The 21799-nt window shown below is 70.3% G+C and carries 23 protein-coding genes and 5 tRNA genes; 21 read left to right on the forward strand and 7 right to left on the reverse strand.

Annotated features, from left to right (window positions below; genetic code table 11):
- Nucleotides 1-159: 159 nt before the first annotated feature.
- From PV734_RS25525 to PV734_RS25570, 10 genes are all read left to right on the forward strand, one after another.
- Nucleotides 160-348, forward strand: a complete 189-nt coding sequence (locus PV734_RS25525) for a hypothetical protein (protein WP_006379594.1) — start codon at nucleotides 160-162, stop codon at nucleotides 346-348.
- A 201-nt stretch (nucleotides 349-549) separates the two neighbouring features.
- Nucleotides 550-1326: a fumarylacetoacetate hydrolase family protein gene (locus PV734_RS25530; protein WP_319095068.1), complete on the forward strand. Its 777-nt coding sequence runs from the start codon at nucleotides 550-552 to the stop codon at nucleotides 1324-1326.
- A complete protein-coding gene (gene gltX, locus PV734_RS25535; protein ID WP_319292081.1) occupies nucleotides 1319-2803 on the forward strand; it encodes a glutamate--tRNA ligase in 1485 nt (494 codons plus the stop codon). Before PV734_RS25530 ends, gltX begins: the two co-directional genes overlap by 8 nt.
- A 194-nt stretch (nucleotides 2804-2997) precedes the next feature.
- Entirely contained in the window at nucleotides 2998-5232 is a 2235-nt protein-coding gene (locus PV734_RS25540; RefSeq protein ID WP_319292084.1) for a FlgD immunoglobulin-like domain containing protein, read from the forward strand.
- Nucleotides 5233-5303: 71 nt separating this feature from the next.
- Nucleotides 5304-6035 carry an HAD family hydrolase gene (locus PV734_RS25545; RefSeq protein ID WP_319095071.1) on the forward strand — a complete coding sequence of 244 codons (732 nt, stop codon included), beginning with the start codon at nucleotides 5304-5306 and terminating at the stop codon, nucleotides 6033-6035.
- A 91-nt stretch (nucleotides 6036-6126) separates the two neighbouring features.
- Nucleotides 6127-6198, forward strand: a tRNA-Gln gene (locus tag PV734_RS25550).
- Between the two features lie 48 nt (nucleotides 6199-6246).
- Nucleotides 6247-6319: transfer RNA gene (locus PV734_RS25555), tRNA-Glu, on the forward strand.
- Between the two features lie 62 nt (nucleotides 6320-6381).
- Nucleotides 6382-6454: transfer RNA gene (locus tag PV734_RS25560), tRNA-Glu, on the forward strand.
- 20 nt (nucleotides 6455-6474) lie between these two features.
- A tRNA-Gln gene (locus PV734_RS25565) sits at nucleotides 6475-6546 on the forward strand.
- A 43-nt stretch (nucleotides 6547-6589) separates the two neighbouring features.
- A tRNA-Glu gene (locus PV734_RS25570) sits at nucleotides 6590-6662 on the forward strand.
- Between the two features lie 85 nt (nucleotides 6663-6747).
- On the opposite strand, the gene PV734_RS25575 is transcribed toward PV734_RS25570, so the two are convergent.
- Nucleotides 6748-7389 (reverse strand): MerR family transcriptional regulator, encoded by a 642-nt coding sequence (locus PV734_RS25575; protein ID WP_319095072.1) that lies wholly within the window; start codon nucleotides 7387-7389, stop codon nucleotides 6748-6750.
- Between the two features lie 98 nt (nucleotides 7390-7487).
- On the opposite strand from PV734_RS25575, the gene PV734_RS25580 reads away from it, so the two are divergent.
- A complete protein-coding gene (locus PV734_RS25580) occupies nucleotides 7488-7988 on the forward strand; it encodes a DUF4188 domain-containing protein (RefSeq protein ID WP_319095073.1) in 501 nt (166 codons plus the stop codon).
- A gap of 100 nt (nucleotides 7989-8088) precedes the next feature.
- Here the strand turns inward: PV734_RS25580 and ndgR are convergent, their stop codons facing one another.
- Nucleotides 8089-8805: an IclR family transcriptional regulator NdgR gene (gene ndgR, locus PV734_RS25585; RefSeq protein ID WP_006383662.1), complete on the reverse strand. Its 717-nt coding sequence runs from the start codon at nucleotides 8803-8805 to the stop codon at nucleotides 8089-8091.
- A 194-nt stretch (nucleotides 8806-8999) separates the two neighbouring features.
- On the opposite strand from ndgR, the gene leuC reads away from it, so the two are divergent.
- From leuC to PV734_RS25605, 4 genes are all read left to right on the forward strand, one after another.
- A complete protein-coding gene (gene leuC, locus PV734_RS25590) occupies nucleotides 9000-10430 on the forward strand; it encodes a 3-isopropylmalate dehydratase large subunit (RefSeq protein WP_319095074.1) in 1431 nt (476 codons plus the stop codon).
- A 6-nt stretch (nucleotides 10431-10436) separates the two neighbouring features.
- Nucleotides 10437-11030 carry a 3-isopropylmalate dehydratase small subunit gene (leuD, locus tag PV734_RS25595; protein ID WP_006383664.1) on the forward strand — a complete coding sequence of 198 codons (594 nt, stop codon included), beginning with the start codon at nucleotides 10437-10439 and terminating at the stop codon, nucleotides 11028-11030.
- 266 nt (nucleotides 11031-11296) lie between these two features.
- The gene (locus PV734_RS25600) at nucleotides 11297-11527 is read left to right on the forward strand and encodes a hypothetical protein (RefSeq protein WP_044474126.1); all 231 of its coding nucleotides are present in this window, start codon (nucleotides 11297-11299) and stop codon (nucleotides 11525-11527) included.
- 138 nt (nucleotides 11528-11665) lie between these two features.
- Nucleotides 11666-12322 carry an HU family DNA-binding protein gene (locus tag PV734_RS25605; protein ID WP_319095075.1) on the forward strand — a complete coding sequence of 219 codons (657 nt, stop codon included), beginning with the start codon at nucleotides 11666-11668 and terminating at the stop codon, nucleotides 12320-12322.
- A gap of 69 nt (nucleotides 12323-12391) precedes the next feature.
- Here PV734_RS25605 and PV734_RS25610 read toward each other — a convergent pair whose 3' ends face one another.
- Together PV734_RS25610 and cofC are read right to left on the reverse strand one after the other, a co-directional pair.
- Nucleotides 12392-12613 carry a hypothetical protein gene (locus tag PV734_RS25610; RefSeq protein ID WP_319292087.1) on the reverse strand — a complete coding sequence of 74 codons (222 nt, stop codon included), beginning with the start codon at nucleotides 12611-12613 and terminating at the stop codon, nucleotides 12392-12394.
- Nucleotides 12614-12622: 9 nt separating this feature from the next.
- On the reverse strand, nucleotides 12623-13261 hold the full coding sequence (gene cofC, locus PV734_RS25615) for a 2-phospho-L-lactate guanylyltransferase (RefSeq protein ID WP_319095077.1): 639 nt from the start codon (nucleotides 13259-13261) through the stop codon (nucleotides 12623-12625).
- A gap of 212 nt (nucleotides 13262-13473) precedes the next feature.
- Between cofC and PV734_RS25620 the strand changes: the two genes are divergently transcribed.
- From PV734_RS25620 to PV734_RS25630, 3 genes are read left to right on the forward strand one after another with little or no spacing between them, the layout of a single operon-like run.
- A complete protein-coding gene (locus PV734_RS25620; RefSeq protein WP_319095078.1) occupies nucleotides 13474-14361 on the forward strand; it encodes a lysophospholipid acyltransferase family protein in 888 nt (295 codons plus the stop codon).
- Nucleotides 14358-15368 (forward strand): NAD(P)H-dependent glycerol-3-phosphate dehydrogenase, encoded by a 1011-nt coding sequence (locus tag PV734_RS25625; protein WP_319095079.1) that lies wholly within the window; start codon nucleotides 14358-14360, stop codon nucleotides 15366-15368. Before PV734_RS25620 ends, PV734_RS25625 begins: the two co-directional genes overlap by 4 nt.
- Nucleotides 15369-15427: 59 nt before the next feature.
- Complete coding sequence (locus PV734_RS25630; RefSeq protein WP_319095080.1) at nucleotides 15428-16585, forward strand: D-alanine--D-alanine ligase family protein; 1158 nt, start codon at nucleotides 15428-15430, stop codon at nucleotides 16583-16585.
- Nucleotides 16586-16667: 82 nt separating this feature from the next.
- On the opposite strand, the gene PV734_RS25635 is transcribed toward PV734_RS25630, so the two are convergent.
- Both PV734_RS25635 and PV734_RS25640 read right to left on the reverse strand, forming a co-directional pair.
- Nucleotides 16668-17168 carry a DUF3515 domain-containing protein gene (locus PV734_RS25635; protein ID WP_319095081.1) on the reverse strand — a complete coding sequence of 167 codons (501 nt, stop codon included), beginning with the start codon at nucleotides 17166-17168 and terminating at the stop codon, nucleotides 16668-16670.
- A 20-nt stretch (nucleotides 17169-17188) separates the two neighbouring features.
- The gene (locus PV734_RS25640) at nucleotides 17189-17422 is read right to left on the reverse strand and encodes an Lrp/AsnC family transcriptional regulator (protein WP_006376792.1); all 234 of its coding nucleotides are present in this window, start codon (nucleotides 17420-17422) and stop codon (nucleotides 17189-17191) included.
- A 217-nt stretch (nucleotides 17423-17639) separates the two neighbouring features.
- On the opposite strand from PV734_RS25640, the gene PV734_RS25645 reads away from it, so the two are divergent.
- Nucleotides 17640-18605 carry a thiamine-phosphate kinase gene (locus PV734_RS25645; RefSeq protein WP_319095082.1) on the forward strand — a complete coding sequence of 322 codons (966 nt, stop codon included), beginning with the start codon at nucleotides 17640-17642 and terminating at the stop codon, nucleotides 18603-18605.
- Nucleotides 18606-18607: 2 nt separating this feature from the next.
- Nucleotides 18608-19393 carry a bifunctional hydroxymethylpyrimidine kinase/phosphomethylpyrimidine kinase gene (gene thiD / locus PV734_RS25650; RefSeq protein WP_319095237.1) on the forward strand — a complete coding sequence of 262 codons (786 nt, stop codon included), beginning with the start codon at nucleotides 18608-18610 and terminating at the stop codon, nucleotides 19391-19393.
- A gap of 95 nt (nucleotides 19394-19488) precedes the next feature.
- Here the strand turns inward: thiD and rpmB are convergent, their stop codons facing one another.
- Complete coding sequence (rpmB, locus tag PV734_RS25655) at nucleotides 19489-19674, reverse strand: 50S ribosomal protein L28 (RefSeq protein WP_073491182.1); 186 nt, start codon at nucleotides 19672-19674, stop codon at nucleotides 19489-19491.
- Nucleotides 19675-19951: 277 nt separating this feature from the next.
- On the opposite strand from rpmB, the gene PV734_RS25660 reads away from it, so the two are divergent.
- Nucleotides 19952-21691 (forward strand): DAK2 domain-containing protein, encoded by a 1740-nt coding sequence (locus PV734_RS25660; RefSeq protein WP_319292091.1) that lies wholly within the window; start codon nucleotides 19952-19954, stop codon nucleotides 21689-21691.
- Nucleotides 21692-21799 lie beyond the last annotated feature (108 nt).

Here is a 21799-nt window from a genome sequence, read left to right on the forward strand (position 1 = left end):
CAAACTCACACGCTGTTCAAGGGGTCTCCGTGACTTCCCCAGGGAATCGCATGTTTAGCCTGACGCTTTACAGAGATGGCAAATCCGACAACCCGCGCGCGGACGGCGGCTTCCCGCCCCGCCGAGCGCCCGGACACGACAGGGTCGAGGACTACAACAGTGAAGACGACGACGATGTTCCGCAACATCGCAAACCCGCGGCGCACGACGCTGGCGCACCTGACGGACGCCGACGAGCTGACGCCCGTCGAGCAGCCGGAGCACTCCGTAGACCTCCCCACGCAGACCGCCAACCCCCGTCGCACCATCCTCATGGACGCCCCGGTCGCGGCCTCCGTCGCGGAGTAGTACGCGCGAGCACCGCCCGGTCACTCAGGGCGGATGTCATGAATGTCAGCCTGTCAAGGGCGCCTCTGCCCCGCGTACCCGGTTCCCGGCCGTACGAAGGTCATGGGCGCCCTCGCGTTTATTGCGCGAGGCGCCCGCCCGCGGCGCGTTAGCCTGGACCGTCAGACTCCAGCCGGACCAGCGAAGGGGCGCAGGAATCCCGTGCGCATCGCCAGATTCTCCATCGACGGGAACGTCGCCTTCGGCGCTGTCGAGGGCGACAGGCCGGACGAACTAGTCCTCGACATCATCAAGGGCATCCCGTTCGCCGACTTCGAGCTCTCCGGCACGAAGGTCCCCCTCGACAAGGTCCGGCTGCTGCCGCCGGTGCTGCCCAACAAGGTCGTCGCCTACGGCCGCAACTACGCGGAACACGCGAGGGAACTCGGCAACGAGGTGCCCGACGCCCCGTTCGCCTTCTTCAAACCGTCCACCTCGGTGATCGGCTCCGGCGACGACATCCAGTACCCCTCCTTCTCCGAGGAGCTGCACCACGAGGCCGAACTCGCCGTGGTCATCGGCCGGATGTGCCGCGAGGTCCCGCGTGAGCGCGTCAAGGACGTCATCCTCGGCTACACCTGCGCCAACGACATCACCGCGCGGGACGTCCAGAAGCGCGAGAAGCAGTGGGCGCGGGCCAAGGGCTTCGACACCAGCTGCCCCCTCGGCCCCTGGATCGAGACGGACCTCGACCCGTCCGACCTCACCATCCAGCTCACGGTCAACGGCGAGCAACGTCAACTGGGCCGCACCAGCGAGATGATCCACTCCATCGAGGACCTGATCGTCAACATCACCGAGGCCATGACGCTGCTCCCCGGCGACGTGATCCTCACGGGCACCCCGGCAGGCGTCGGACCGCTCACCGTCGGCGACGAGGTCGCCGTCACCATCGAAGGCATCGGCACTCTCACCAACAAGGTTGTCAAGCGTGGCTAGCGCACCCGCCCCCGCCGTCCGAGTACGGTTCTGCCCGTCGCCCACCGGTAACCCCCACGTGGGCCTGGTCCGTACGGCCCTGTTCAACTGGGCGTACGCACGCCACACCGGCGGCACGTTCGTCTTCCGCATCGAGGACACCGACGCGGCCCGCGACTCCGAGGAGTCGTACGAGCAGCTGCTGGCCTCGCTGCGCTGGCTGGGCTTCGACTGGGACGAGGGCCCGGAGATCGGCGGCCCGCACGCCCCGTACCGCCAGTCGCAGCGCATGGACATCTACAAGGACGTGGCCGCCAAGCTCCTCGAAGCGGGCCACGCCTACTACTGCTACTGCTCCACCGAGGAGCTGGACGCCCGCCGCGACGCCGCCCGCGCGGCCGGCAGGCCCTCCGGCTACGACGGCCACTGCCGCGCACTGACCGACGAGCAGGTGTCGGCGTACACCGCCGAGGGCCGCACGCCGATCGTCCGTTTCCGCATGCCCGACGAGACGATCACCTTCACGGACCTGGTCCGCGGCGAACTGACCTTCACCCCGGAGAACGTCCCGGACTACGGCATCGTCCGGGCCAACGGCGCACCCCTGTACACGCTGGTCAACCCGGTCGACGACGCGCTGATGGAGATCACGCACGTCCTGCGCGGCGAGGACCTGCTGTCGTCCACGCCCCGCCAGATCGCCCTGTACAAGGCGCTGACCGAACTGGGCATCGCGAAGTCGATCCCCTCCTTCGGCCACCTGCCGTACGTGATGGGCGAGGGCAACAAGAAGCTCTCGAAGCGCGACCCGGAGTCGTCGCTGAACCTCTACCGGGAGCGCGGCTTCCTCCCCGAGGGCCTCCTCAACTACCTCTCCCTGCTGGGCTGGTCGCTCTCGGCCGACCAGGACATCTTCAGCATCGAGGAGATGGTCGCCGCCTTCGACGTGTCGGACGTGAACCCCAATCCGGCCCGCTTCGACCTGAAGAAGTGCGAGGCGATCAACGCCGACCACATCAGGATGCTGGACGTGAAGGACTTCACGGAGCGCTGCGCCCCCTGGCTCGCGGCCCCCTTCGCCCCCTGGGCGCCGGAGGACTTCGACGAGGCGAAGTGGCAGGCGATCGCCCCGCACGCCCAGACCCGCCTCAAGGTCCTCTCCGAGATCACCGACAACGTCGACTTCCTCTTCCTGCCCGAGCCCGCCTCCGACGAGGCCTCCTGGGCGAAGGCGATGAAGGAGGGCAGCGACGCGCTGCTGATCACGGCGAGGGAGAAGCTGGAGGCCGCCGACTGGTCCTCCGCCGATTCCCTCAAGGAAGCCGTCCTGGCCGCCGGCGAGGCCCACGGCCTCAAGCTCGGCAAGGCCCAGGCCCCGGTCCGCGTCGCCGTCACCGGCCGCACCATCGGCCTGCCCCTCTTCGAGTCCCTGGAAATCCTGGGCAAGGAGAAGACGCTGGCGCGGATCGACGCGGCACTGGCCCGACTGGCCGCGTAGCCAAGGCACTTGGGAGGGCGGCGTCCGATCCGGGCGCCGCCCTCCCGCATGCCCGGCCCGGCACTCGTTCCCCGGCTTCCCGCAGCTTCCGCCCAAACGGAGCCGGTCCCTCCGTGCAACTCTCCGCTCCCGGGGAGGGTCTGTGCGCATGACGTGCGTACGCACTCCGGCGCAGGATTCACAGACGAGGAAAGATGAGCCGTTCACGAAGACTTGCCAACGCTGTACTCGGCGGAGCGGTGGCGCTGTCCTGCGCCGCACTGACCGTGCCCGCACAGGCGGCGCCCGCCGTCGATCCGCCGGTCGGCACCGTCCGGCTGGCCTCCGAGAAGCCGGCCACCGTCGCCTACCGGTGGGTCGGCTCGTCCGGCTTCCAGTACACGTCGACCGGCACCGATCCCGTCCTGTCGGTCGACTACCCGGGCACCGTCCCGCCCGACCACGCGGGCCCGGACGACCTGGCCAGCGGCACCGACGTCATCACCACGTTCAGCGGCTCCACCGTCACGCAGAAGCACCGCTCCACGGGCGTGACCGCCACCTTCACCATCCCGGCCGGGCAGAGCGTCAGGTCCGCCCCCGGCTGGAGCGTGCTGACCCTCGACACCGCCGGCACCCTGCACGTCCTGCGCGCCGCCGCGGACGGCACCACCAGCGATGTACCGGTCACCGGCCTCCCCGCGGGCGCCGAACCGACCACCTACGTCAAGGGCGGCTCGGTCCGCCGCATCGCGGTCGTCTACACCCTGGACGGGGTGACCTCCGTGGGCCTCGTCGACCTCGCGGACGGCACCTTCCGCACCTATGTCACCGGCGTGGCGACCAGCCCCCCGGTCCGCTTCAACGACCGCTGGCTGGTGGCCGACTGGGAGTCCATACGCGTCGACGCCGAGCCCGGCACCGAGCCCACCGCTCTCACCAGGTGGGGCGCCGAGCTCGAAGCCGTCGTCGGTGACCAACTCCTCATCGGCAACCCGGACTTCGTCCTGGGCGGCACCAAGCCCGCACTGACCGCCCGCTCACTCGTCAGCGGCGCGACCTACACCGTCCTCGCCGAGTCGTCCGGCAACTTCGCCCCGACCCCGGACGGCGGCGCGCTCGCCACGGCCGGGCCGTCGAGCCTCGACTGGAACGTCCACCGCGTCACCCCCACCGAAGACGGCCGGACGGCCACCGAGAAGGTCGTCAACATCCCCGCCTATTCGACCCGGGTGGACGGACTCGCCCTCGCCGGCGGCGAGTTGATGCTGTACGGAGGTACCCCCGGGGGACTCGGCTCCTACCGCTACAACAGCTTCCAACTGGACCCCTCGGCCGAGCCGGTCGGCGGGCAGACGAAGCGCGGCCCGGCACTGAGCCAGGTGACCTGCCTGCCCGGCGACGCCGCCTGCCCCCAGCTGGAGGCGCTTGGCGACGGCCGGGTCGCCTCCCTGTGGAGCACGGCGGACGGCGAGCAGTCGATGACGGTGGTCGGCCTGGACACCGTCACGATCACCAGCGTGCGCACGGGAGACTCCGCGGGCCGCATCCCGAGCGGCACCGGCCGCTACGTCCTCTACAACGGCGGCACCCCCGGCGTACAGCAGGTCTTCGACTTCCCGCGCGCCGCCACCGCCGGCACGACCGCGCTGACCCGCACCCGCACGCCCGCGGCCGTCTGGGGCCAGGTCCTGTGGACGACCGGCAGCACCCAGGGGACGGTCGTCGGCACCCACCTCAAGACCCAGCAGACCGTGGCCACCCTCGCGACCGGCGCGCCCTGCACCCCGACCGACATCCAGGCCGTCAACACCTGGCTGTACTGGACCTGCGGCACCGCGGGACCCGCCGGCGTCTACGACCGGGCGACCAACCGCAACATCCCGGTCCCCTCCGACCAGGCGCCGGCCCGTCTGGCCGACGGCTATCTCCTGCGCGAGAACCGCACCGCCCACCAACTGCTGCTCACCGACTTCCACACCGGCGCGGCGACCACCCGCATCGTGGCCTCCCTGCCCACGGCGGACCAGAACACCGGGGGCAGCAACGGCCGTTGGGCCGTGGACCGGTTCGGCGGCGACATCGCCTACCTCACCTCCACCTACGGCCAGGTGGCGCTCGTGGACAGCGGGGTCCCGGCGTCGTCGCTCGCACAGCTGGAGGCCCAGACGGACCCCCGGCCGGGCGGCCCCACCACCGGGTCCCCCTGGCTGCCGGTCTGGCAGCTCAACAAGCCCGCGACCTGGACCCTGACCCTGGCCAACAGCGCGGGAACGACGGTCCGCACGCTCACCGGCAGCACCACGGCGGCCGCGGTGCGCGCATCCTGGGACGGCCTGTGGTCCGACGGCCGCCGCGCCTCCGGCACCTACACCTGGAAACTGACCGCCCAACCGGACGACGCCCAGGGCCCGGCCCTGAACCTCACCGGAACCACGACGGTCGGCTGACGGACGGTGGCGGGGTCCCCGCGACTCCGCCACCCTCCGGCCCCGGCCGCTCGGTCGGTACCGTGGACGGCATGACGATCCGAGCCGTGGTCTGGGACATCGACGACACCCTCTTCGACTACACCACGGCCGACCGCGCCGGCATGCGGGAACAGCTCGTGGCAGAGGGCCTGCTCGACGGGTACGGGACCGTCGACGAGGCCCTTCTGCGCTGGCGGGAGGTCACCGACCGGCAGTGGGCGCGGTTCGCTGCGGGGGAGACCGACTTCCAGGGGCAGCGCCGGGACCGTGTACGGGTGTTCCTGGGCGAGGAGCTGACCGACGCCCGGGCCGACGCCTGGTTCGACCGCTACATCGGGCACTACGAGGCCGCCTGGGCGCTCTTCCCGGACGTGCTGCCCGTCCTCGACCTGCTCGCCGCCAGCCACCGGCACGGGGTGCTCTCCAACTCCAGCCTCCTCGTGCAGGACCGCAAGCTGCGCGTCCTCGGCGTACGCGACCGCTTCGAGGCCGTTCTGTGCGCGGCCGAGCTGGGCGTCCACAAACCGGACGTCCAGGCATTCCACGCCGCCTGCGACGCCCTGGGCCTGTCTCCGGAGCAGGTGGCGTACGTCGGTGATCATCCGGAGATCGACGGACGGGGCGCGGCCGACGCCGGAATGCTCTCCGTGTGGATCGACCGCGGCGGCCTCGGAGCCGCCGAGCGGGCCGCCGCCGGCCCGCACCGGATCGCCTCCCTCGCCGAACTGCCCGCGATCCTCGGCGCCGATACCCGTTTTGGAGCGCCGTCCACCTTCGGGTAATGTTCTTCCTGCGCCGCCGGAGAGCGGGCCGAAAGGCCGGGAACCGGAGGCGCAAGCTAGAACAGAAGCTCCGCAGGGGCTCGCGTTCCAGTGGCCTATGGTGTAATTGGCAGCACGACGGTTTCTGGTTCCGTTAGTCTTGGTTCGAGTCCAGGTAGGCCAGCTCGCAGATTGCTTCAAATCTGCACCCGTGGAGACCAGCTCCACACAAGCCCCCGTTGTGTAGCGGCCTAGCACGCTGCCCTCTCACGGCAGTAGCGCCGGTTCGAATCCGGTCGGGGGTACAGATCCTTCCCGGAGGGTCAGTTCGGGTCGCACCCTCTGACTCTCATGCAGGATCGCTAGGGCCCCCGTTGTGTAGCGGCCTAGCACGCTGCCCTCTCACGGCAGTAGCGCCGGTTCGAATCCGGTCGGGGGTACGCTTTACCTTGAATCGCCTTGGTCTATGGTGTAATTGGCAACACTACGGTTTCTGGTACCGTCATTCTTGGTTCGAGTCCAGGTAGACCAGCTCGGATCTGCGGCAATGTGGTTTGAACGCCTGCAGGATCCTCGCCCCCGTTGTGTAGCGGCCTAGCACGCTGCCCTCTCACGGCAGTAGCGCCGGTTCGAATCCGGTCGGGGGTACGTCAGTGCACAGTGGCCCTCCGCTTCGGCGGGGGGCCACTCTGCATGTGCGGCCACGTCCGGCCAGATGCCCGGGCGGACGTTCCTACAGCCCGTAGCGCCGCGCCGACTCCTCCTCCTGCGCCAGCCGGTGCAGTGCCGTGAGCACCGGTTCGAAGAGCACGGTCGCCGCGACCGCCGTCTCGACCCGCTCCGCGTCCGACGCGTGCGTCTCCAGATAGTCCAGGTCCCGTCTCGCCACCTGGTGCATCAACTCCGCGTACGGCGCCATCAGTTCGGCGTCCCAGGAGTACCCCAGCCGGATCAGCGCGGCCACCGCGGTCACCAGCGAGCGGTGCACGGGGGAGAGGGGGCTCAGTTCGCGCGCGGTCTCCCAGCCGAGGCTCACCAGCAGCCGGTCCACCTCCCGGCGGGCAGCGACCACGGCCGGGTCCTCCTCGTCCGGCTCGGCACCCTGCGGCAACGCCCACAGGGCCGCGCCCAGGCGGATCGTACGGCCCAGGGACTCGTCGTCGACGTGGCCGAGCACCTCACGGGCGGTGGCCACCGGGATGCGGCCCACCTGGATCATCGCGCGCACCAGTCGCAGCCGGCGCAGATGTCCCTCGTCGTACTCCGCGGTCGTCGTGTTGATCGGCCGGCCGGGCGCCAACAGGCCTTCGCGCAGGTAGTACTTGATGGTCGCGGTGGAGACACCGCTGCGCTCGCTCAGCTCCGCCAGCCGCATGTCTTGCGCCTTTCGTCGGACAACGGCACGATCCAAGCACGCGGTGGTCGGATAGCGCCGCTAGCCAACGGGGGTCCACCGCCCCAGGGGGAGGCGTCATGTTCGCGAAGCCCAACGCCGGCCGGACGACAGCGGCCGCTGAGGGAGATGTCGTCGTGCTGCTCATCGGGATGCGCATCAACCACTTCTGGGCCGTGCACCACTGGTTCCCGGTGCTCACGGCCATGCCTCGGATGCTGCGGGAGCTGGCCGGGGATCCCTCGCGCGGGCTGCTCAAGCACGTGCTGCTGACGGCGTCGCCACGGACGTACTACGTCGTCCAGTACTGGGAGTCCAAGGAGAAGCTGTACGCGTACGCCGCGGCGCCCGACATGTTCCACCACAAGGCGTGGGGCGCCCTCAACCGCAAGGAGCGGGAGGGGAAGGTGCGGCAGCACGTGGGGTTGTGGCACGAGACCTATGTCGTGCCCGAGGGGTCGTACGAGTCGATCTACGCCGACATGCCGGCGTTCGGGCTGGCGGCGGCGCACGGGGTGCTGCCCGTGGAGAAGCGGGGGCGCTCCGGCGAAGCACGGTTCCGTCACCGGTCGGCGTCGTAGAGGTACCGCCGGAGAAGCCCCGGACATGGAAGTGCCCTCGGGAACCGGCCCGCCGCGGCGTTGAGGCCTGCCGGTTTCCCGAGGGCGTACGTCCTTGTGGTCAGCCCGTGCGGCGCAGGGCCTCCGAGAGACGGCCGGCCGCGTCGATGACCGCCTGGGCGTGCATACGACCGGGGTGACGGGTCAGGCGCTCGATGGGGCCGGAGACCGAGACGGCCGCCACCACGCGGTTCGACGGGCCCCGGACCGGCGCGGAGACCGAGGCGACGCCCGGTTCACGCTCACCGATCGACTGGGCCCAGCCCCGGCGTCGTACGCCCGAGAGCGCTGTCGCCGTGAAGCGGGCGCCCTGGAGGCCGCGGTGCAGACGCTCCGGCTCCTCCCACGCCATCAGGATCTGGGCCGACGAGCCCGCCTTCATCGTGAGCGTCGAGCCGACCGGGACCGTGTCCCTGAGGCCCGAGAGGCGCTCGGCCGCCGCGACGCAGATACGCATGTCGCCCTGGCGGCGGTAGAGCTGCGCGCTCTCGCCCGTCAGGTCGCGGAGGTGGGTGAGCACCGGGCCGGCGGTCGCGAGCAGACGGTCCTCGCCGGCTGCCGCCGCCAGTTCCGCCAGCCTGGGGCCGAGAATGAAACGGCCCTGCATGTCTCGCGCCACCATGCGGTGGTGTTCCAAGGCCACGGCGAGACGATGTGCCGTGGGTCGTGCGAGTCCGGTCGCCGCGACCAGACCCGCGAGGGTGGCCGGACCGGACTCCAGAGCGCTCAGGACAAGGGCTGCCTTGTCCAGAACGCCGACGCCGCTACTGTTGTCCATGAAACGATACTCGCGTCTCACTCTGTGAAACGCAAGTTCATTTTCCGGTGGAACGCGCCACTCTGGAAGACACAGCGGCCCGCCGACCAACGGGCCCGGCGGCGGATGCCCGGACAAGGGGTACGGGCGGACGCCTCCACAAGATCTCTATCTAGATGGGCCGGCGCCCGCACCGGCCGGCCGGAGGGAAAGCGATGGGTAGGACACTCGCGGAGAAGGTCTGGGACGACCACGTCGTCCGGCGCGCCGAGGGCGAGCCCGACCTCCTCTTCATCGACTTGCATCTGCTGCACGAGGTGACCAGCCCGCAGGCCTTCGACGGGCTGCGGCAGGCCGGCCGCAAGGTGCGGCGCCTCGACCTCACCATCGCCACCGAGGATCACAACACCCCGACCCTCGACATCGACAAGCCCATCGCCGACCCGGTCTCCCGGGTCCAGCTGGAGACGCTGCGCAAGAACTGCGCCGACTTCGGTGTGCGGCTGCACCCGCTGGGTGACGTCGAGCAGGGTGTCGTCCACGTCGTGGGACCGCAGCTGGGCCTGACCCAGCCGGGCACCACCGTGGTCTGCGGTGACTCCCACACCTCCACGCACGGCGCTTTCGGCGCGCTGGCGTTCGGCATCGGCACCTCGCAGGTCGAGCATGTGCTGGCCACCCAGACGCTGCCGCTGGCCCGTCCCAGGACCATGGCCATCACGGTCGAGGGCGAACTGCCCGACGGCGTCACCGCCAAGGACCTGATCCTCGCGATCATCGCGAAGATCGGTACGGGCGGCGGCCAGGGCTACATCCTGGAGTACCGCGGCTCCGCCATCGAGAAGCTCTCGATGGAGGCCCGGATGACCATCTGCAACATGTCGATCGAGGCCGGCGCCCGCGCGGGCATGATCGCCCCCGACGAGACCACCTTCGAGTACCTCAAGGGCCGCCCGCACGCCCCCGCCGACGCGGACTGGGACGCGGCGGTGGAGTACTGGAAGACGCTGCGCACCGACGACGACGCGGAATTCGACGCGGAGGTCGTCATCGACGGCGCCGCCCTGTCGCCGTTCGTCACCTGGGGCACCAACCCCGGTCAGGGCGCACCGCTTTCGGCGGACGTCCCCGACCCCGCTTCGTACGAAGACGCTTCGGAGCGCCTCGCCGCCGAAAAGGCCCTGGAATACATGGGGTTGGAGGCCGGACAGTCGCTGCGCTCCATCAAGGTGGACACCGTCTTCGTAGGTTCCTGCACCAACGGCCGCATCGAGGACCTGCGCGCCGCCGCCGAGATCGTCGGGGGCCGCAAAGTCGCCGACGGCGTACGGATGCTGGTCGTCCCCGGCTCGGTCCGGGTCGGTCTGCAGGCCGTCTCCGAGGGCCTGGACGTGGTCTTCAAGGAGGCCGGCGCCGAATGGCGGCACGCGGGCTGCTCGATGTGCCTGGGCATGAACCCCGACCAGCTGGCCCCCGGTGAGCGCTCCGCGTCCACCTCCAACCGCAACTTCGAGGGCAGGCAGGGCAAGGGCGGCCGTACGCACCTGGTGTCGCCGCAGGTCGCCGCCGCGACGGCCGTACTGGGCCACCTGGCCTCCCCGGCCGACCTGTCCGACGCCGACACCCGTACGCCCGCTGGAGTCTGATCAGCCATGGAAGCATTCACCACGCACACCGGCCGGGCCGTCCCGCTGCGCCGCAGCAACGTCGACACCGACCAGATCATCCCTGCTCACTGGCTCAAGAAGGTCACGCGGGACGGGTTCGAGGACGGGCTGTTCGAGGCCTGGCGCAAGGACGAGAACTTCGTCCTCAACCGGCCCGAGCGCAAGGGCGCCACGGTCCTGGTCGCCGGCCCCGACTTCGGTACGGGCTCCTCGCGCGAGCACGCGGTCTGGGCGCTGCAGAACTACGGCTTCAAGACCGTCATCTCGTCACGCTTCGCCGACATCTTCCGCGGCAACTCGCTCAAGAACGGCCTGCTCACGGTGGTTCTGGAGCAGAAGATCGTGGACGCGCTCCAGGAGCTGACGGAGAACGACCCGGAGACCGAGATCACGGTCGACCTGGAGGCCCGCGAGGTGCGCGCCGAGGGCATCACCGCGGCCTTCGAGCTCGACGAGAACGCCCGTTGGCGGCTGCTGAACGGGCTGGACGACATCTCCATCACCCTGCAGAACGAGGGCGAGATCTCGGCGTACGAGGCGAAGCGGCCCTCGCACAAGCCGTGGACGCTCAAGGTCTGAGCCGCAACGCCCTTCGCAAGTAGAGTTTCGGCCACTGCAACACCCCGTCTGTACCCCCGATCGCCACGATTGGGGGTACAGCTGTTTCTGCCTCCGGGCTCCCTCACGCACTGCACCAGAGCTCCTCAACTTCCCATGTTAGAAAGGGTGTTGATGGGGTACCCGGGCCTTGACAACACAGCTCCCGACTGAGCACGGAAGGCCGTTTGAGGCAGCAGTTGCCCCCTGGGCAGGCGACAACTCGCCCCAGATGGCACAATCTGTGCATGGAACACGACGGCCAACTCGAGCTCTACACGGCGGTCGCGGCCCAACTCAAGGAAGCGCACACAACAGTGCGCGCACTGCAAGTCCCGGAGGGCGTACGGATGGCGCTGACCCGGAAGCTGCTGGTCATTACGGCCGCGGCCAAGCACGATCTCGCCGACGCGACAAGGCGGCTGGAACGCTTCACGGCGGACCTCGACGAGGGTCGATTCCCCGACGAGGACCACTGAGGAACTCCATGACAGCCCGAGTTCGTTGCGGCACAAGGGTGATTAGCCCGTTTCGTGTTTGATTTGCGGTATATATCTGCCTAACGTGCGAAAAAGCTTGAACACTTTCGTTCTGGCAATGTCTCCGAAGGGGAAGACGTGAACAAGGCGCAGCTCGTAGAAGCCATTGCGGACAAGGTCGGTGGCCGTCAGCAGGCCGCCGAGGCGGTCGACGCGGTCCTGGACGCCATCGTCCGCGCGACCGTCAGCGGGGACCGGGTCTCGGTCACGGGCTTCGGTTCGTTCGAGAAGGTCGACCGTCCGGCCCGTTACGCCCGCAACCCGCAGACGGGTGAGCGGGTTCGGGTCAAGAAGACCTCCGTCCCCCGCTTCCGTGCGGGCCAGGGCTTCAAGGACCTGGTGAGCGGCTCGAAGAAGCTCCCCCGTGGTGGCGAGGTCGCGGTCAAGAAGGCGCCCAAGGGCAGCCTGACCGGCGGCGGTGCCGCAGCAACGGTCAAGAAGGCCGCGGCGAAGAAGGCCACCACCGCCAAGAGGGCGACGGCCGCGAAGAAGACCGTGGCGAAGAAGGCGACGCCGGCGAAGAAGACCACGGCGACGGCGACGGCGAAGAAGGCCACCGCCAAGAAGACCACCGCGAAGACCGCGGCGGCCAAGAAGACCACGGCCACGGCGAAGAAGACCGCCGCGAAGAAGGCCCCGGCGGCCAAGAAGGCGACGGCGACGAAGGCTCCGGCCCGCAAGTCGGCGGCTCGCACCACCACCACCGCCAAGAAGGCCACCGCTCGCAGCAAGTAGAGGTGCGAGGGCACTCACGCGCCGGGCCGGACTCCCCGAGGGAGTCCGGCCCGCGGCGTGTCCGGAGCTTCAGAACGTCTGCAGGGTGATGAGCGTGATCCGGGGGATGTTCCCCGCCTCGGTCGTCGGCTCGGGCTCCTCGACCTCGATGCGCACCCGCTGTCCGGGTCGCAGCAGCCTCAGCCCGCCCGCGTCGAACGCGGGGGCGTCGAAGGGAACGGGGGTGCCGTCGTCGAGCAGCACACTGCCGCTGCGTGTCCCGGCGTCGTACGTGTACGCGGTCGCCTGCATGGCGGCAGCCTACTGGCCCGCGATCAACAGCCCCTCGACGGCGGTCGCCGTCCGTGTCCCCACCCCGAGGGCGAGCGCCGCCCGTAGATCGTCGCCGGTGTCCACGTCCTGGCGTACGGAATTCACCGAGGTGAGGCCGAGTTCCACGGCGCCGGACTCGTGGTGGCGGACTCGGGAACGCGGACCGAAACGCGGGAGCAATTCCTGACCGGGGCGGGCGGTCAGCAGAGTGGTGCCTACGGTCGCCGCGTCCGCGAGGAAAGCGCGCGGGAATTCGGCGGCGGCGTCCAGGACGCGGGCCAGTTCCAGGGGGCGCAACGCCGGCAGATCGGCGTTCAGGGCCGCCACGGGGCTGTCGGGCCGCCGAGTCCGTACGGCCGCCGCTGCGTGCGTCAGAGCGGCGTTCAGGCCGCCCAGGGGCTCGTCGGAGACGATCGCGGCTCCCAGGGCCGCCAGTTCACGGGCGGCCAGGGCGTCGTTCGTGACTACCGCCACATCGCGCACCGCCACGCAGGCGAGCACCGCTGCCACCGTGTCCTGTGCGAAGGCGAGAGCGAGACCCGGGCGGAGGCCGTCGCGGGCGGTGTCCGCGAGCCTGCTCTTGGCCCGCGCCAGGGGTTTGAGGGGTATGACCACCGTCCACTGCACGAGCGTTCCGTCCCTCCCTCGCCCACCCGGTCACTCACCCGGCGCTCTTCCTGCGGCAACCATTGTCACCTGGCTGTCATCAAAGCCCATCCGGCGGTGTCGGTACCGGGGCGTACGGTGTTCTCGACAGACCGGAAGCCCGGGGCGACACTTGTGCGGCCCCCAGGTCACCGGCAGAGGTCCTGGTCCAGGCCTTAGAGGAAGGTGTCCGCGTGCCCAGCCGCAGAATCGGCTTCTGGTACCGCCTCGCTGCGGTCATCTGCAAACCGCCGCTCGTGCTTCTCATCAAGCGGGACTGGCGTGGAATGGAGCACATTCCGGCGGCCGGTGGATTTATCACCGCGGTGAACCACAATTCGCATGCGGACCCCTTCGCCTACGGTCACTACCAGTACAACAGTGGTCGGGTTCCGCGTTTTCTGGCGAAGAGCGGGCTTTTCAAGAAGGGATTCAGCGGTGTCATGATGCGCGGCACCGGACAGATCCCCGTCTACCGCGAGACCACCGACGCGCTGAGCGCCTTCCGTGCCGCGATCGACGCCGTGGAACGCGGCGAATGCGTCGTCTTCTACCCCGAGGGCACCATCACCCGGGACCCGGACCAGTGGCCCATGACCGGCAAGACCGGTGCCGCCCGGGTCGCCCTGCAGACCAAGTGCCCGGTGATCCCGGTGGCCCAGTGGGGAGCGAACGAACTGCTCCCGCCGTACTCCAAGAAGGTCAACGTCCTTCCGCGCAAGACCCACCACGTCCTCGCGGGCCCGCCCGTGGACCTGACGCGGTTCTACGACAGGGAAATGAGCCCCGACCTCCTGAAGGAGGCGACGGAGGTCATCATGGCCGCCGTCACCCGCCAGCTGGAGGTCATCCGCGGCGGGAAGGCGCCCGCGACGCCGTACGACCCGCGCCGGGAGCGGATCGAGCAGCGCCGCCGCACGGCCGAGGAAGAGGCGCAGGACGCGTTGGACGCGCAGGCCAGGGCCGCCACGGCCGAGGCGGCCGGTGAAGCATCCCGGTCGCGGACGGCCGCCGTACGACAGGCACCGGTGCAAGAAGCAGCGGAAGCACGGGAAGTTCAGGAAGAGGGGCAGGGCAAGTGAGCGAGCGGGTCAAGGCGGCGGTGTTCAGCGCTGGATCATGGGGCACCGCCTTCGGCATGGTGCTCGCCGACGCCGGCTGCGAGGTGACCCTGTGGGCCCGCCGCCCCGAACTCGCCGAGGCGATCAACTCCACGCGGACGAACCCCGACTACTTCCCGGGCGTCGAACTCCCGGAGAACCTCCGCGCCACCACGGACCCCGCCGAGGCCGCCCGCGACGCCGACTTCACGATACTCAGCATCCCCTCGCAGACCCTGCGCGGGAACCTCGCCGAGTGGACGCCGCTGCTCGCCCCCGACACGATCCTCGTCTCCCTCATGAAGGGCGTCGAACTCGGCTCCGCGATGCGGATGAGCGAAGTCATCGACGACGTCGCCAAGGTGGGCCAGGACCGCATCGCGGTCGTCACGGGTCCCAACCTCGCCAAGGAGATCGCCGCCCGGATGCCGGCCGCCGCCGTGGTCGCCTGTACGGACGACGCCGTGGCCCAGCGCCTCCAGACCGTCTGCCACACGCCGTACTTCCGCCCCTACACCAACACCGACGTCGTCGGCTGCGAACTCGGCGGCGCGGTCAAGAACGTGATCGGTCTGGCGGTCGGTATCGCCGACGGCATGGGCCTCGGCGACAACACGAAGGGCTCGCTCATCACGCGCGGCCTCGCCGAGACCGCCCGCCTCGGCCTCGCGATGGGCGCCGACCCGCTCACTTTCGCGGGCCTGGCGGGCCTGGGCGACCTGGTCGCGACCTGCTCCTCGCCGCTCTCCCGCAACCACACCTTCGGCACCAACCTCGGCAGGGGAATGACCCTCCAGGAGACCATTGCGGTCACCAAGCAGACCGCCGAGGGCGTCAAGTCCTGCGAGAGCGTGCTGGATCTGGCCCGCAGGCACGGCGTCGACATGCCGATCACGGAGACGGTCGTCAGCATCGTGCACGAGGGCAAGCCGCCCGTCGTGGCCCTCAAGGAACTGATGTCGCGCAGCGCCAAGCCCGAACGACGCTGAGCAACAGGGGTCTGCGGGCGCTGACTCAGCGCCCTACCACCGGGTACCCTCAACCCGATATGAGCACCGAGAACCTGCCCCAGAGCCCCGAGCAGCCGTCCCGCAAGCCGCGCGTGGCCGTCGTCTTCGGCGGTCGCAGCTCCGAACACGGGATCTCCGTGGTCACCGCCGGCGCCGTGCTGCGTGCCATCGACCGGACGAAGTACGACGTCCTGCCGATCGGCATCACCCAGGACGGCCGCTGGGCGCTCACCGCGGACGAACCGGAGCGCATGGCGATCGTCGACCGCAAGGCGCCGAACGTCGACGATCTCGCCGAGTCGAGCGAGGGCGGCGTGGTCCTCCCCGTCGACCCCGCGAACCGCGAAGTCGTCTACAGCGAACCGGGATCGGTGCCCAAGGCCCTCGGCGAGGTGGACGTCGTCTTCCCCGTGCTGCACGGCCCGTACGGCGAGGACGGCACCCTCCAGGGCCTGCTGGAGCTGTCCGGCGTCCCGTACGTCGGCGCGGGTGTGCTCGCCTCGGCCGTCGGCCAGGACAAGGAGTACATGAAGCGGGTGTTCACCTCGTTCGGCCTCAAGGTGGGCCCCTACGTGGTGATTCGCCCGCGTGAGTGGGAGCGCGACGAGTCGGCGGCCCGCAAGAAGATCATCGACTTCGCCGGCGAGCACGGCTGGCCGCTGTTCGTGAAGCCCGCGCGCGCGGGATCGTCGTTCGGCATCACCAAGGTGGACGAGCTGAGCGGCCTCGACGAGGCGATCGCCGAGGCCCAGCGCCACGACCCGAAGATCATCGTCGAGGCCGCGCTGCGCGGACGCGAGATCGAGTGCGGGGTACTGGAGTTCGAGGACGGCCCGCGTGCCTCCGTACCGGCCGAGATCCCGCCCGTACAGGCGCACGCCTTCTACGACTTCGAGGCCAAGTACATCGACTCGGCCGACGGCATCGTCCCGGCCCCCCTCACCGAGGAGCAGACCGCAGAGGTCCGTCGCCTCGCGATCGAGGCCTTCGACGCGGCGTCCTGCGAGGGCCTCGTCCGCGCGGACTTCTTCCTCACCGAGGACGGCGAGTTCGTCATCAACGAGATCAACACGATGCCCGGCTTCACCCCGATCTCCATGTACCCGAGGATGTGGGAGGCGACGGGCGTCGGCTATCCCGAGCTGGTGGACAGCCTGGTGCAGGCAGCGCTGCGTCGTTCAACGGGCCTGAGGTAGAGCGCCCTGAAGGGGCGCGGGGAACTGCGCGACCAGCCACGGCGAACCGGTACTCGACAACGCGACAGACCCCCTACGGCGCCTAGTCGGCAATCCCCTCAGGCACCGTCTTCTTAATGGCGGCAGCCAGATCAACGAGCGCCCCCGAGGTGTCCCGACCCGACGGAACGGTCACCTCCACATAGGCGAGCCGCGAGGACGTGGTGAAGCGGGACGACCCGTCGTCCCGCTTCTCCATGAGCCAGCCAACTCCGTTCACCTCACCCCCCACCGCATCCGGATCCGCACCGGTGGAGACCCGAGGATCGGTCATCTTGGGCGGCCGTACGACACCGCAGCGCAGTATGATCGCCGGGCTGCCCCAGCCCGCGGTCAGTGCGGACCGGGGCTCGGGGTCGTCGCGGCTCTGGCCGTCCACCTTCGCCGGCAGCGCCTTGTCCAGGTTCCGGCACAGCTTCGTGGCCTTCCCGTCCGGCTCGGGAACCGTGACCGCGGCGCTGTCGTCTGCTGAGGAGCAACCCGTGACGACGATCAACAGGGCAAGCGCGGGCAGAGCGAGCGGCCGGTGGCGGAACAAGTTCACCGGCACAGGGTAGACGGGGGCTACAAGTGCACCACCGGGCAGGTCAGGGTGCGGGTGATGCCGTCCACTTGCTGGACCTTCGCGACCACCATGCGGCCGAGGTCGTCCACGGTGTCGGCCTGGGCGCGGACAATCACGTCGTACGGTCCTGTCACGTCCTCGGCCTGGGTCACCCCCGGGATCTTGCTGATCGTCTCGGCGACGGTCGACGCCTTACCGACCTCGGTCTGGATCAGGATGTACGCCTGTACCACGGAACCTCCAGGGCGGCCACGAGGATCATGTGGGGAAAAGGAACGCCACGGTATCGCGTCGCCGTGCACCACGGGGAGACCTGCGGCGACGGGACACCCGAGCCGGGGCGCACACGCAGCACAGGTTGACGGTCACCTCGACCGTACAGAGACCCGCGCGGTCTCGCGATCGGGCAAGGGCAGCAACGGGGACAGCACCAGAAGGGGACGTACGACTATGAAGGGCACTGTGGGCGAACTGGGGGAGTTCGGGCTCATCAGGGAGCTCACCTCCCGGCTCACCACCACCCCGGCGGTCCGGGTAGGCCCCGGCGACGACGCCGCCGTGGTCGCCGCGCCCGACCGCAGGGTCGTGGCGAGCACCGACATCCTCCTGGAAGGGCGGCACTTCCGCCGTGACTGGTCCACCGCGTACGACGTGGGCCGCAAGGCAGCCGCACAGAACCTGGCGGACATCGCCGCCATGGGCGCCGTACCGACCGCTCTGCTGCTCGGGCTGGTCGTCCCCGCCGACCTTCCGGTCACCTGGCCCGTCGAACTGATGGACGGTCTACGTGACGAGGCGCAGGTCGCGGGCGCGGCCGTGGTCGGCGGCGATGTCGTACGAGGGGACACGATCATGGTCTCCATCACCGCGCTCGGCGATCTGCGCAACCACGAGCCGGTCGTCCGGAGCGGCGCGCAGCCCGGTGACGTCGTCGCCGTGACGGGTTGGCTGGGCTGGTCGGCGGCCGGGCACGCGGTGCTCTCGCGCGGCTTCCGCTCGCCGCGCGCCTTCGTGGAGGCCCATCGCCGTCCCGAACCGCCCTACCACGCGGGCCCGGCGGCGGCCGGCCTCGGCGCGACCGCGATGTGCGACGTGAGCGACGGCCTGATCGCCGACCTCGGGCACATCGCGGAGGCCAGCAAGGTCCGGATCGACATCCGGTCGGGCGCGATCGACATCCCGTCCCAGATGAACGACATCGGGCAGGCGGTCGGCGTCGACGCCATGCAGTGGGTGCTCACCGGCGGCGAGGACCACGCGATCGTGGCGACCTTCCCGCCCGACGTGAAGCTGCCCGCCCGCTGGAAGGTGATCGGCGAGGTCCTCAACCCCTCCGCGCTGCCCCAGGTGACGGTCGACGGGGCGCCGTGGACCAGCAAGGGCGGCTGGGACCACTTCGCGGACATCGAGTCGTGACCGTGCTTCCGCGCGTCCTCACGGTCGCGGGCTCCGACTCAGGCGGCGGCGCCGGGATCCAGGCCGACCTGAAGACGATGCTGGCGCTCGGCGTGCACGGCATGAGCGTGCTCACGGCCGTCACGGCGCAGAACTCCCTGGGTGTACAGGGTGCCTGGGAACTGCCGGTGGAGGCGGTGCGGGCCCAGTACCGCAGCGTCGTCGACGACATCGGCGTACAGGCGGTGAAGACGGGGATGCTCGCCTCGGCCGAACTGGTCGAGGCGGTCGCCGAGTTGATCGCCGGGACGGGCGTGCCGACGGTCGTCGACCCGGTGGGCGTCTCCAAACACGGGGACCCGCTGCTCGCCGCGTCCGCGCTGGATTCCGTACGGACACTGCTGCTGCCGGCGGCGACCGTGGCGACCCCGAACCTCGACGAGGTGGCACAGCTCACGGGCGTACGCGTCGAGTCGGAGGGACAGTTGCGCGAGGCCGCGGCGGCCGTGCTGGCCTATGGGCCGCAATGGGCGCTGATCAAGGGCGGGCATCTGCCCGGGGAGGCCGTGGACCTGCTCACGGACGGATCCGAGGAGCACTGGCTGCGTGCCCCGCGCCACGACAACCGGCACACGCACGGCACGGGCTGCACACTGGCGTCGGCCATCGCGTCGGGGCTGGCGAAGGGCGAGTCGGTACCGGAGGCGGTGGCGAAGGCGAAGGAGTACGTCACCGGGGCTGTCGCGGCCGGGTTCGCGCTGGGCGGCGGGATCGGACCGGTGGACCACGGCTGGCGGTTCCGTGGCTAGCGGGAATCCGCTCCACGGGTACGGCAAAAAGCCGGTCCACCGAGGTGGACCGGCTCTGTGCAGCGAACCAGCAGTGGCCGCGCGCTAGCTGATCGTCAGCGCGAGACCTTGCCGGCCTTGATGCACGAGGTGCAAGCGTTCACGCGCTTCGGCGTCCCACCGACCACGGTACGTACGCGCTGGATGTTCGGGTTCCAGCGACGGGGTGTACGGCGGTGCGAGTGGGAGATGCTGTTGCCGAAGCCCGGCCCCTTGCCGCAGACGTCGCAGTTGGCAGCCACGGGTCACTCCAAAGACTTCAGATGCTCTTACGGGTTGATCCCGGCATGCCGGGATCAGGATCGGAGGATCTGAGTGGCGTTGCCAGGAGGAAGGCCCGATGTGCGACGACCATCTGGGATGGCTGTCTCGATCGGGCAACCGGAGCAGCATACAACGGCTGCGCCAGTACAACGAAACTACCATGGCTGATCAGGGCTCCACTCCCGGCCCCGGGCCACCCGGCATTCACCCGGGGTCTACGCTGCGTGCCACGTCCAGCAGCTCAAGGAGGCGCAGGTGCCGCAGGTGCCGCAGACATTCTTCGATGCTCTCGCGGTCCGCACCTGGTGCGGACTCGCGCTGGCCGCGCTCGGGCGGGCGCGCGAGGAGATCGACGCGATCAATGTCTACCCGGTGGCCGACGGCGACACCGGCACCAACCTCTATCTGACGCTGGAATCGGCGTACGCGGCGGTCGAGGCGGCCTTCGCCGGCCACGAGACGGGGGCCGGACCGGCCGGTACCGCCGGGGCTCCGACGGCGGCCGACGCGGCCCGGGCGATGGCCCACGGCGCGCTCATAGGGGCGCGTGGCAACTCCGGCACGATCCTGGCGCAGCTGCTGCGCGGCATGTCCCAGGTGCTGGCGGCCGAGGCGGACGGTCCGGACGCCCGACTCGACGGCGCCGGCCTGTGCCTGGCCCTGCGGCACGCGGCCGACGCCGCCCGGCAGGCCGTGGCCCATCCGGTCGAGGGCACGGTCCTCACCGTCGCCGAGGCCGCCGCCGACGCCGCGACGGAGGCGGGGGGCGACTGCGGGACGGTGGCCAGAGCCGCGTACCAGGGTGCCGCGGCCGCGCTGGCCGCGACCCCGGACCAACTGGCCGTCCTGGGGCGTGCGGGCGTCGTCGACGCGGGCGGACGGGGGCTGGTCTCGGTCATCGGGGCCCTGGTGGAGACGTTCACGGGGGAGGCGCCGGGAGGTGGCTCCACGGGGACGGCAGGAGCGGCGGGGGCGGTACGCGTGCGCGTGCCGACGCGGTCCGAGGCCGTTTCCGAGGTGGTCGAGGCGCCGGCTCCCGGCGGACCCGACGAGCACGCGGACGACTCCTCGGGGCCCGCGTTCGAGGTCATCTACCTCCTGGAGGCCGAAGACGCGGCCGTCGTGCGGCTCCGGGAGCGGCTCGACCGGCTCGGGGACTCGCTCGTGGTGGTCGGGGGCGACGGGCTGTGGAACGTCCACGTCCATGTCGACGACGCCGGCGCCGCCGTGGAGGCAGGTGTCGAGGCGGGGCGGCCCCACCGGATCCGGATCACGCACTTCGCGGTCGGTGACGTCCACACCGGTGGCGTCGGACGCCCGCCCCGGGAGCGGGTGCAGCGGGCTGTCGTCGCCGTCGTGCCCGGGGAGGGGCTGGCCGGGCTGTACATCGAGGCCGGGGCCACCACCGTGCTCGCACGGCCCGGGGAGCCGCCCGCCAGCGGGGAGCTCGTCGAGGCGGTACGGCGGGCGCACGCGCGCGAGGTCGTACTGCTGCCCAACGACGCCGACCTGCGCCACACCGCCGCCGCGGCGGCCGAACAGGCCCGCACGGAGGGCATCCGGGTGGCCCTGATCCCGACCCGCTCGGCGGTCCAGGGCATCGCCGCGCTCGCCGTGCACGAACCGGAACGCCGGTTCGACGAGGACGTCGTCGCGATGACGTCCGCGGCCGGGGCGACCCGCTACGCCGAACTCGCCGTCGCGGAACGCCAGTCCTGGACGATGGCCGGCATCTGCCAGGCCGGCGACGTCCTCGGCCTCATCGACGGCGACGTCGCCGTGATCGGCTCGGACGTCACGGCCACCGCCGAGGCGGTCATCGACCGGATGCTCCAGGCGGGCGGCGAGATGGTCACCCTCGTGCTCGGTGACGAGGCGCCGGAGACGATCGCGGCGCATCTCGAAGGGCGTGTCCGTGAGGGGTACCTCGCGGTCGACACCGTGGTCTACCGGGGCGGGCGGCAGGGGGCGTTGCTGCTCATCGGGGTGGAGTGAGGGGGCGCGGGAGGGGTTTCGCCCCCGCCGCCCCTACCCGTCCCATCCCTCCCCCAGAGGGGGGACCCCCACTGGGGGCTGCGCCCCCAGACCCCCCATCGGCCCTGA

Source organism: Streptomyces sp. AK08-02 (genome assembly GCF_033795085.1).
Classification (GTDB): domain Bacteria; phylum Actinomycetota; class Actinomycetes; order Streptomycetales; family Streptomycetaceae; genus Streptomyces; species Streptomyces echiniscabiei.

Bases quoted from the DNA above. Each gene is read 5' to 3' on its own strand.
- PV734_RS25540 (WP_319292084.1), top strand. From the start codon at position 2,998: ATGAGCCGTTCACGAAGACTTGCCAACGCTGTACTCGGCGGAGCGGTG.
- PV734_RS25545 (WP_319095071.1), top strand. From the start codon at position 5,304: ATGACGATCCGAGCCGTGGTCTGGGACATCGACGACACCCTCTTCGAC.
- PV734_RS25575 (WP_319095072.1), bottom strand. From the start codon at position 7,389: ATGCGGCTGGCGGAGCTGAGCGAGCGCAGCGGTGTCTCCACCGCGACC.
- PV734_RS25580 (WP_319095073.1), top strand. From the start codon at position 7,488: ATGTTCGCGAAGCCCAACGCCGGCCGGACGACAGCGGCCGCTGAGGGA.
- ndgR (WP_006383662.1), bottom strand. From the start codon at position 8,805: ATGGACAACAGTAGCGGCGTCGGCGTTCTGGACAAGGCAGCCCTTGTC.
- leuC (WP_319095074.1), top strand. From the start codon at position 9,000: ATGGGTAGGACACTCGCGGAGAAGGTCTGGGACGACCACGTCGTCCGG.
- leuD (WP_006383664.1), top strand. From the start codon at position 10,437: ATGGAAGCATTCACCACGCACACCGGCCGGGCCGTCCCGCTGCGCCGC.
- PV734_RS25600 (WP_044474126.1), top strand. From the start codon at position 11,297: ATGGAACACGACGGCCAACTCGAGCTCTACACGGCGGTCGCGGCCCAA.
- PV734_RS25610 (WP_319292087.1), bottom strand. From the start codon at position 12,613: ATGCAGGCGACCGCGTACACGTACGACGCCGGGACACGCAGCGGCAGT.
- PV734_RS25630 (WP_319095080.1), top strand. From the start codon at position 15,428: ATGAGCACCGAGAACCTGCCCCAGAGCCCCGAGCAGCCGTCCCGCAAG.
- PV734_RS25645 (WP_319095082.1), top strand. From the start codon at position 17,640: ATGAAGGGCACTGTGGGCGAACTGGGGGAGTTCGGGCTCATCAGGGAG.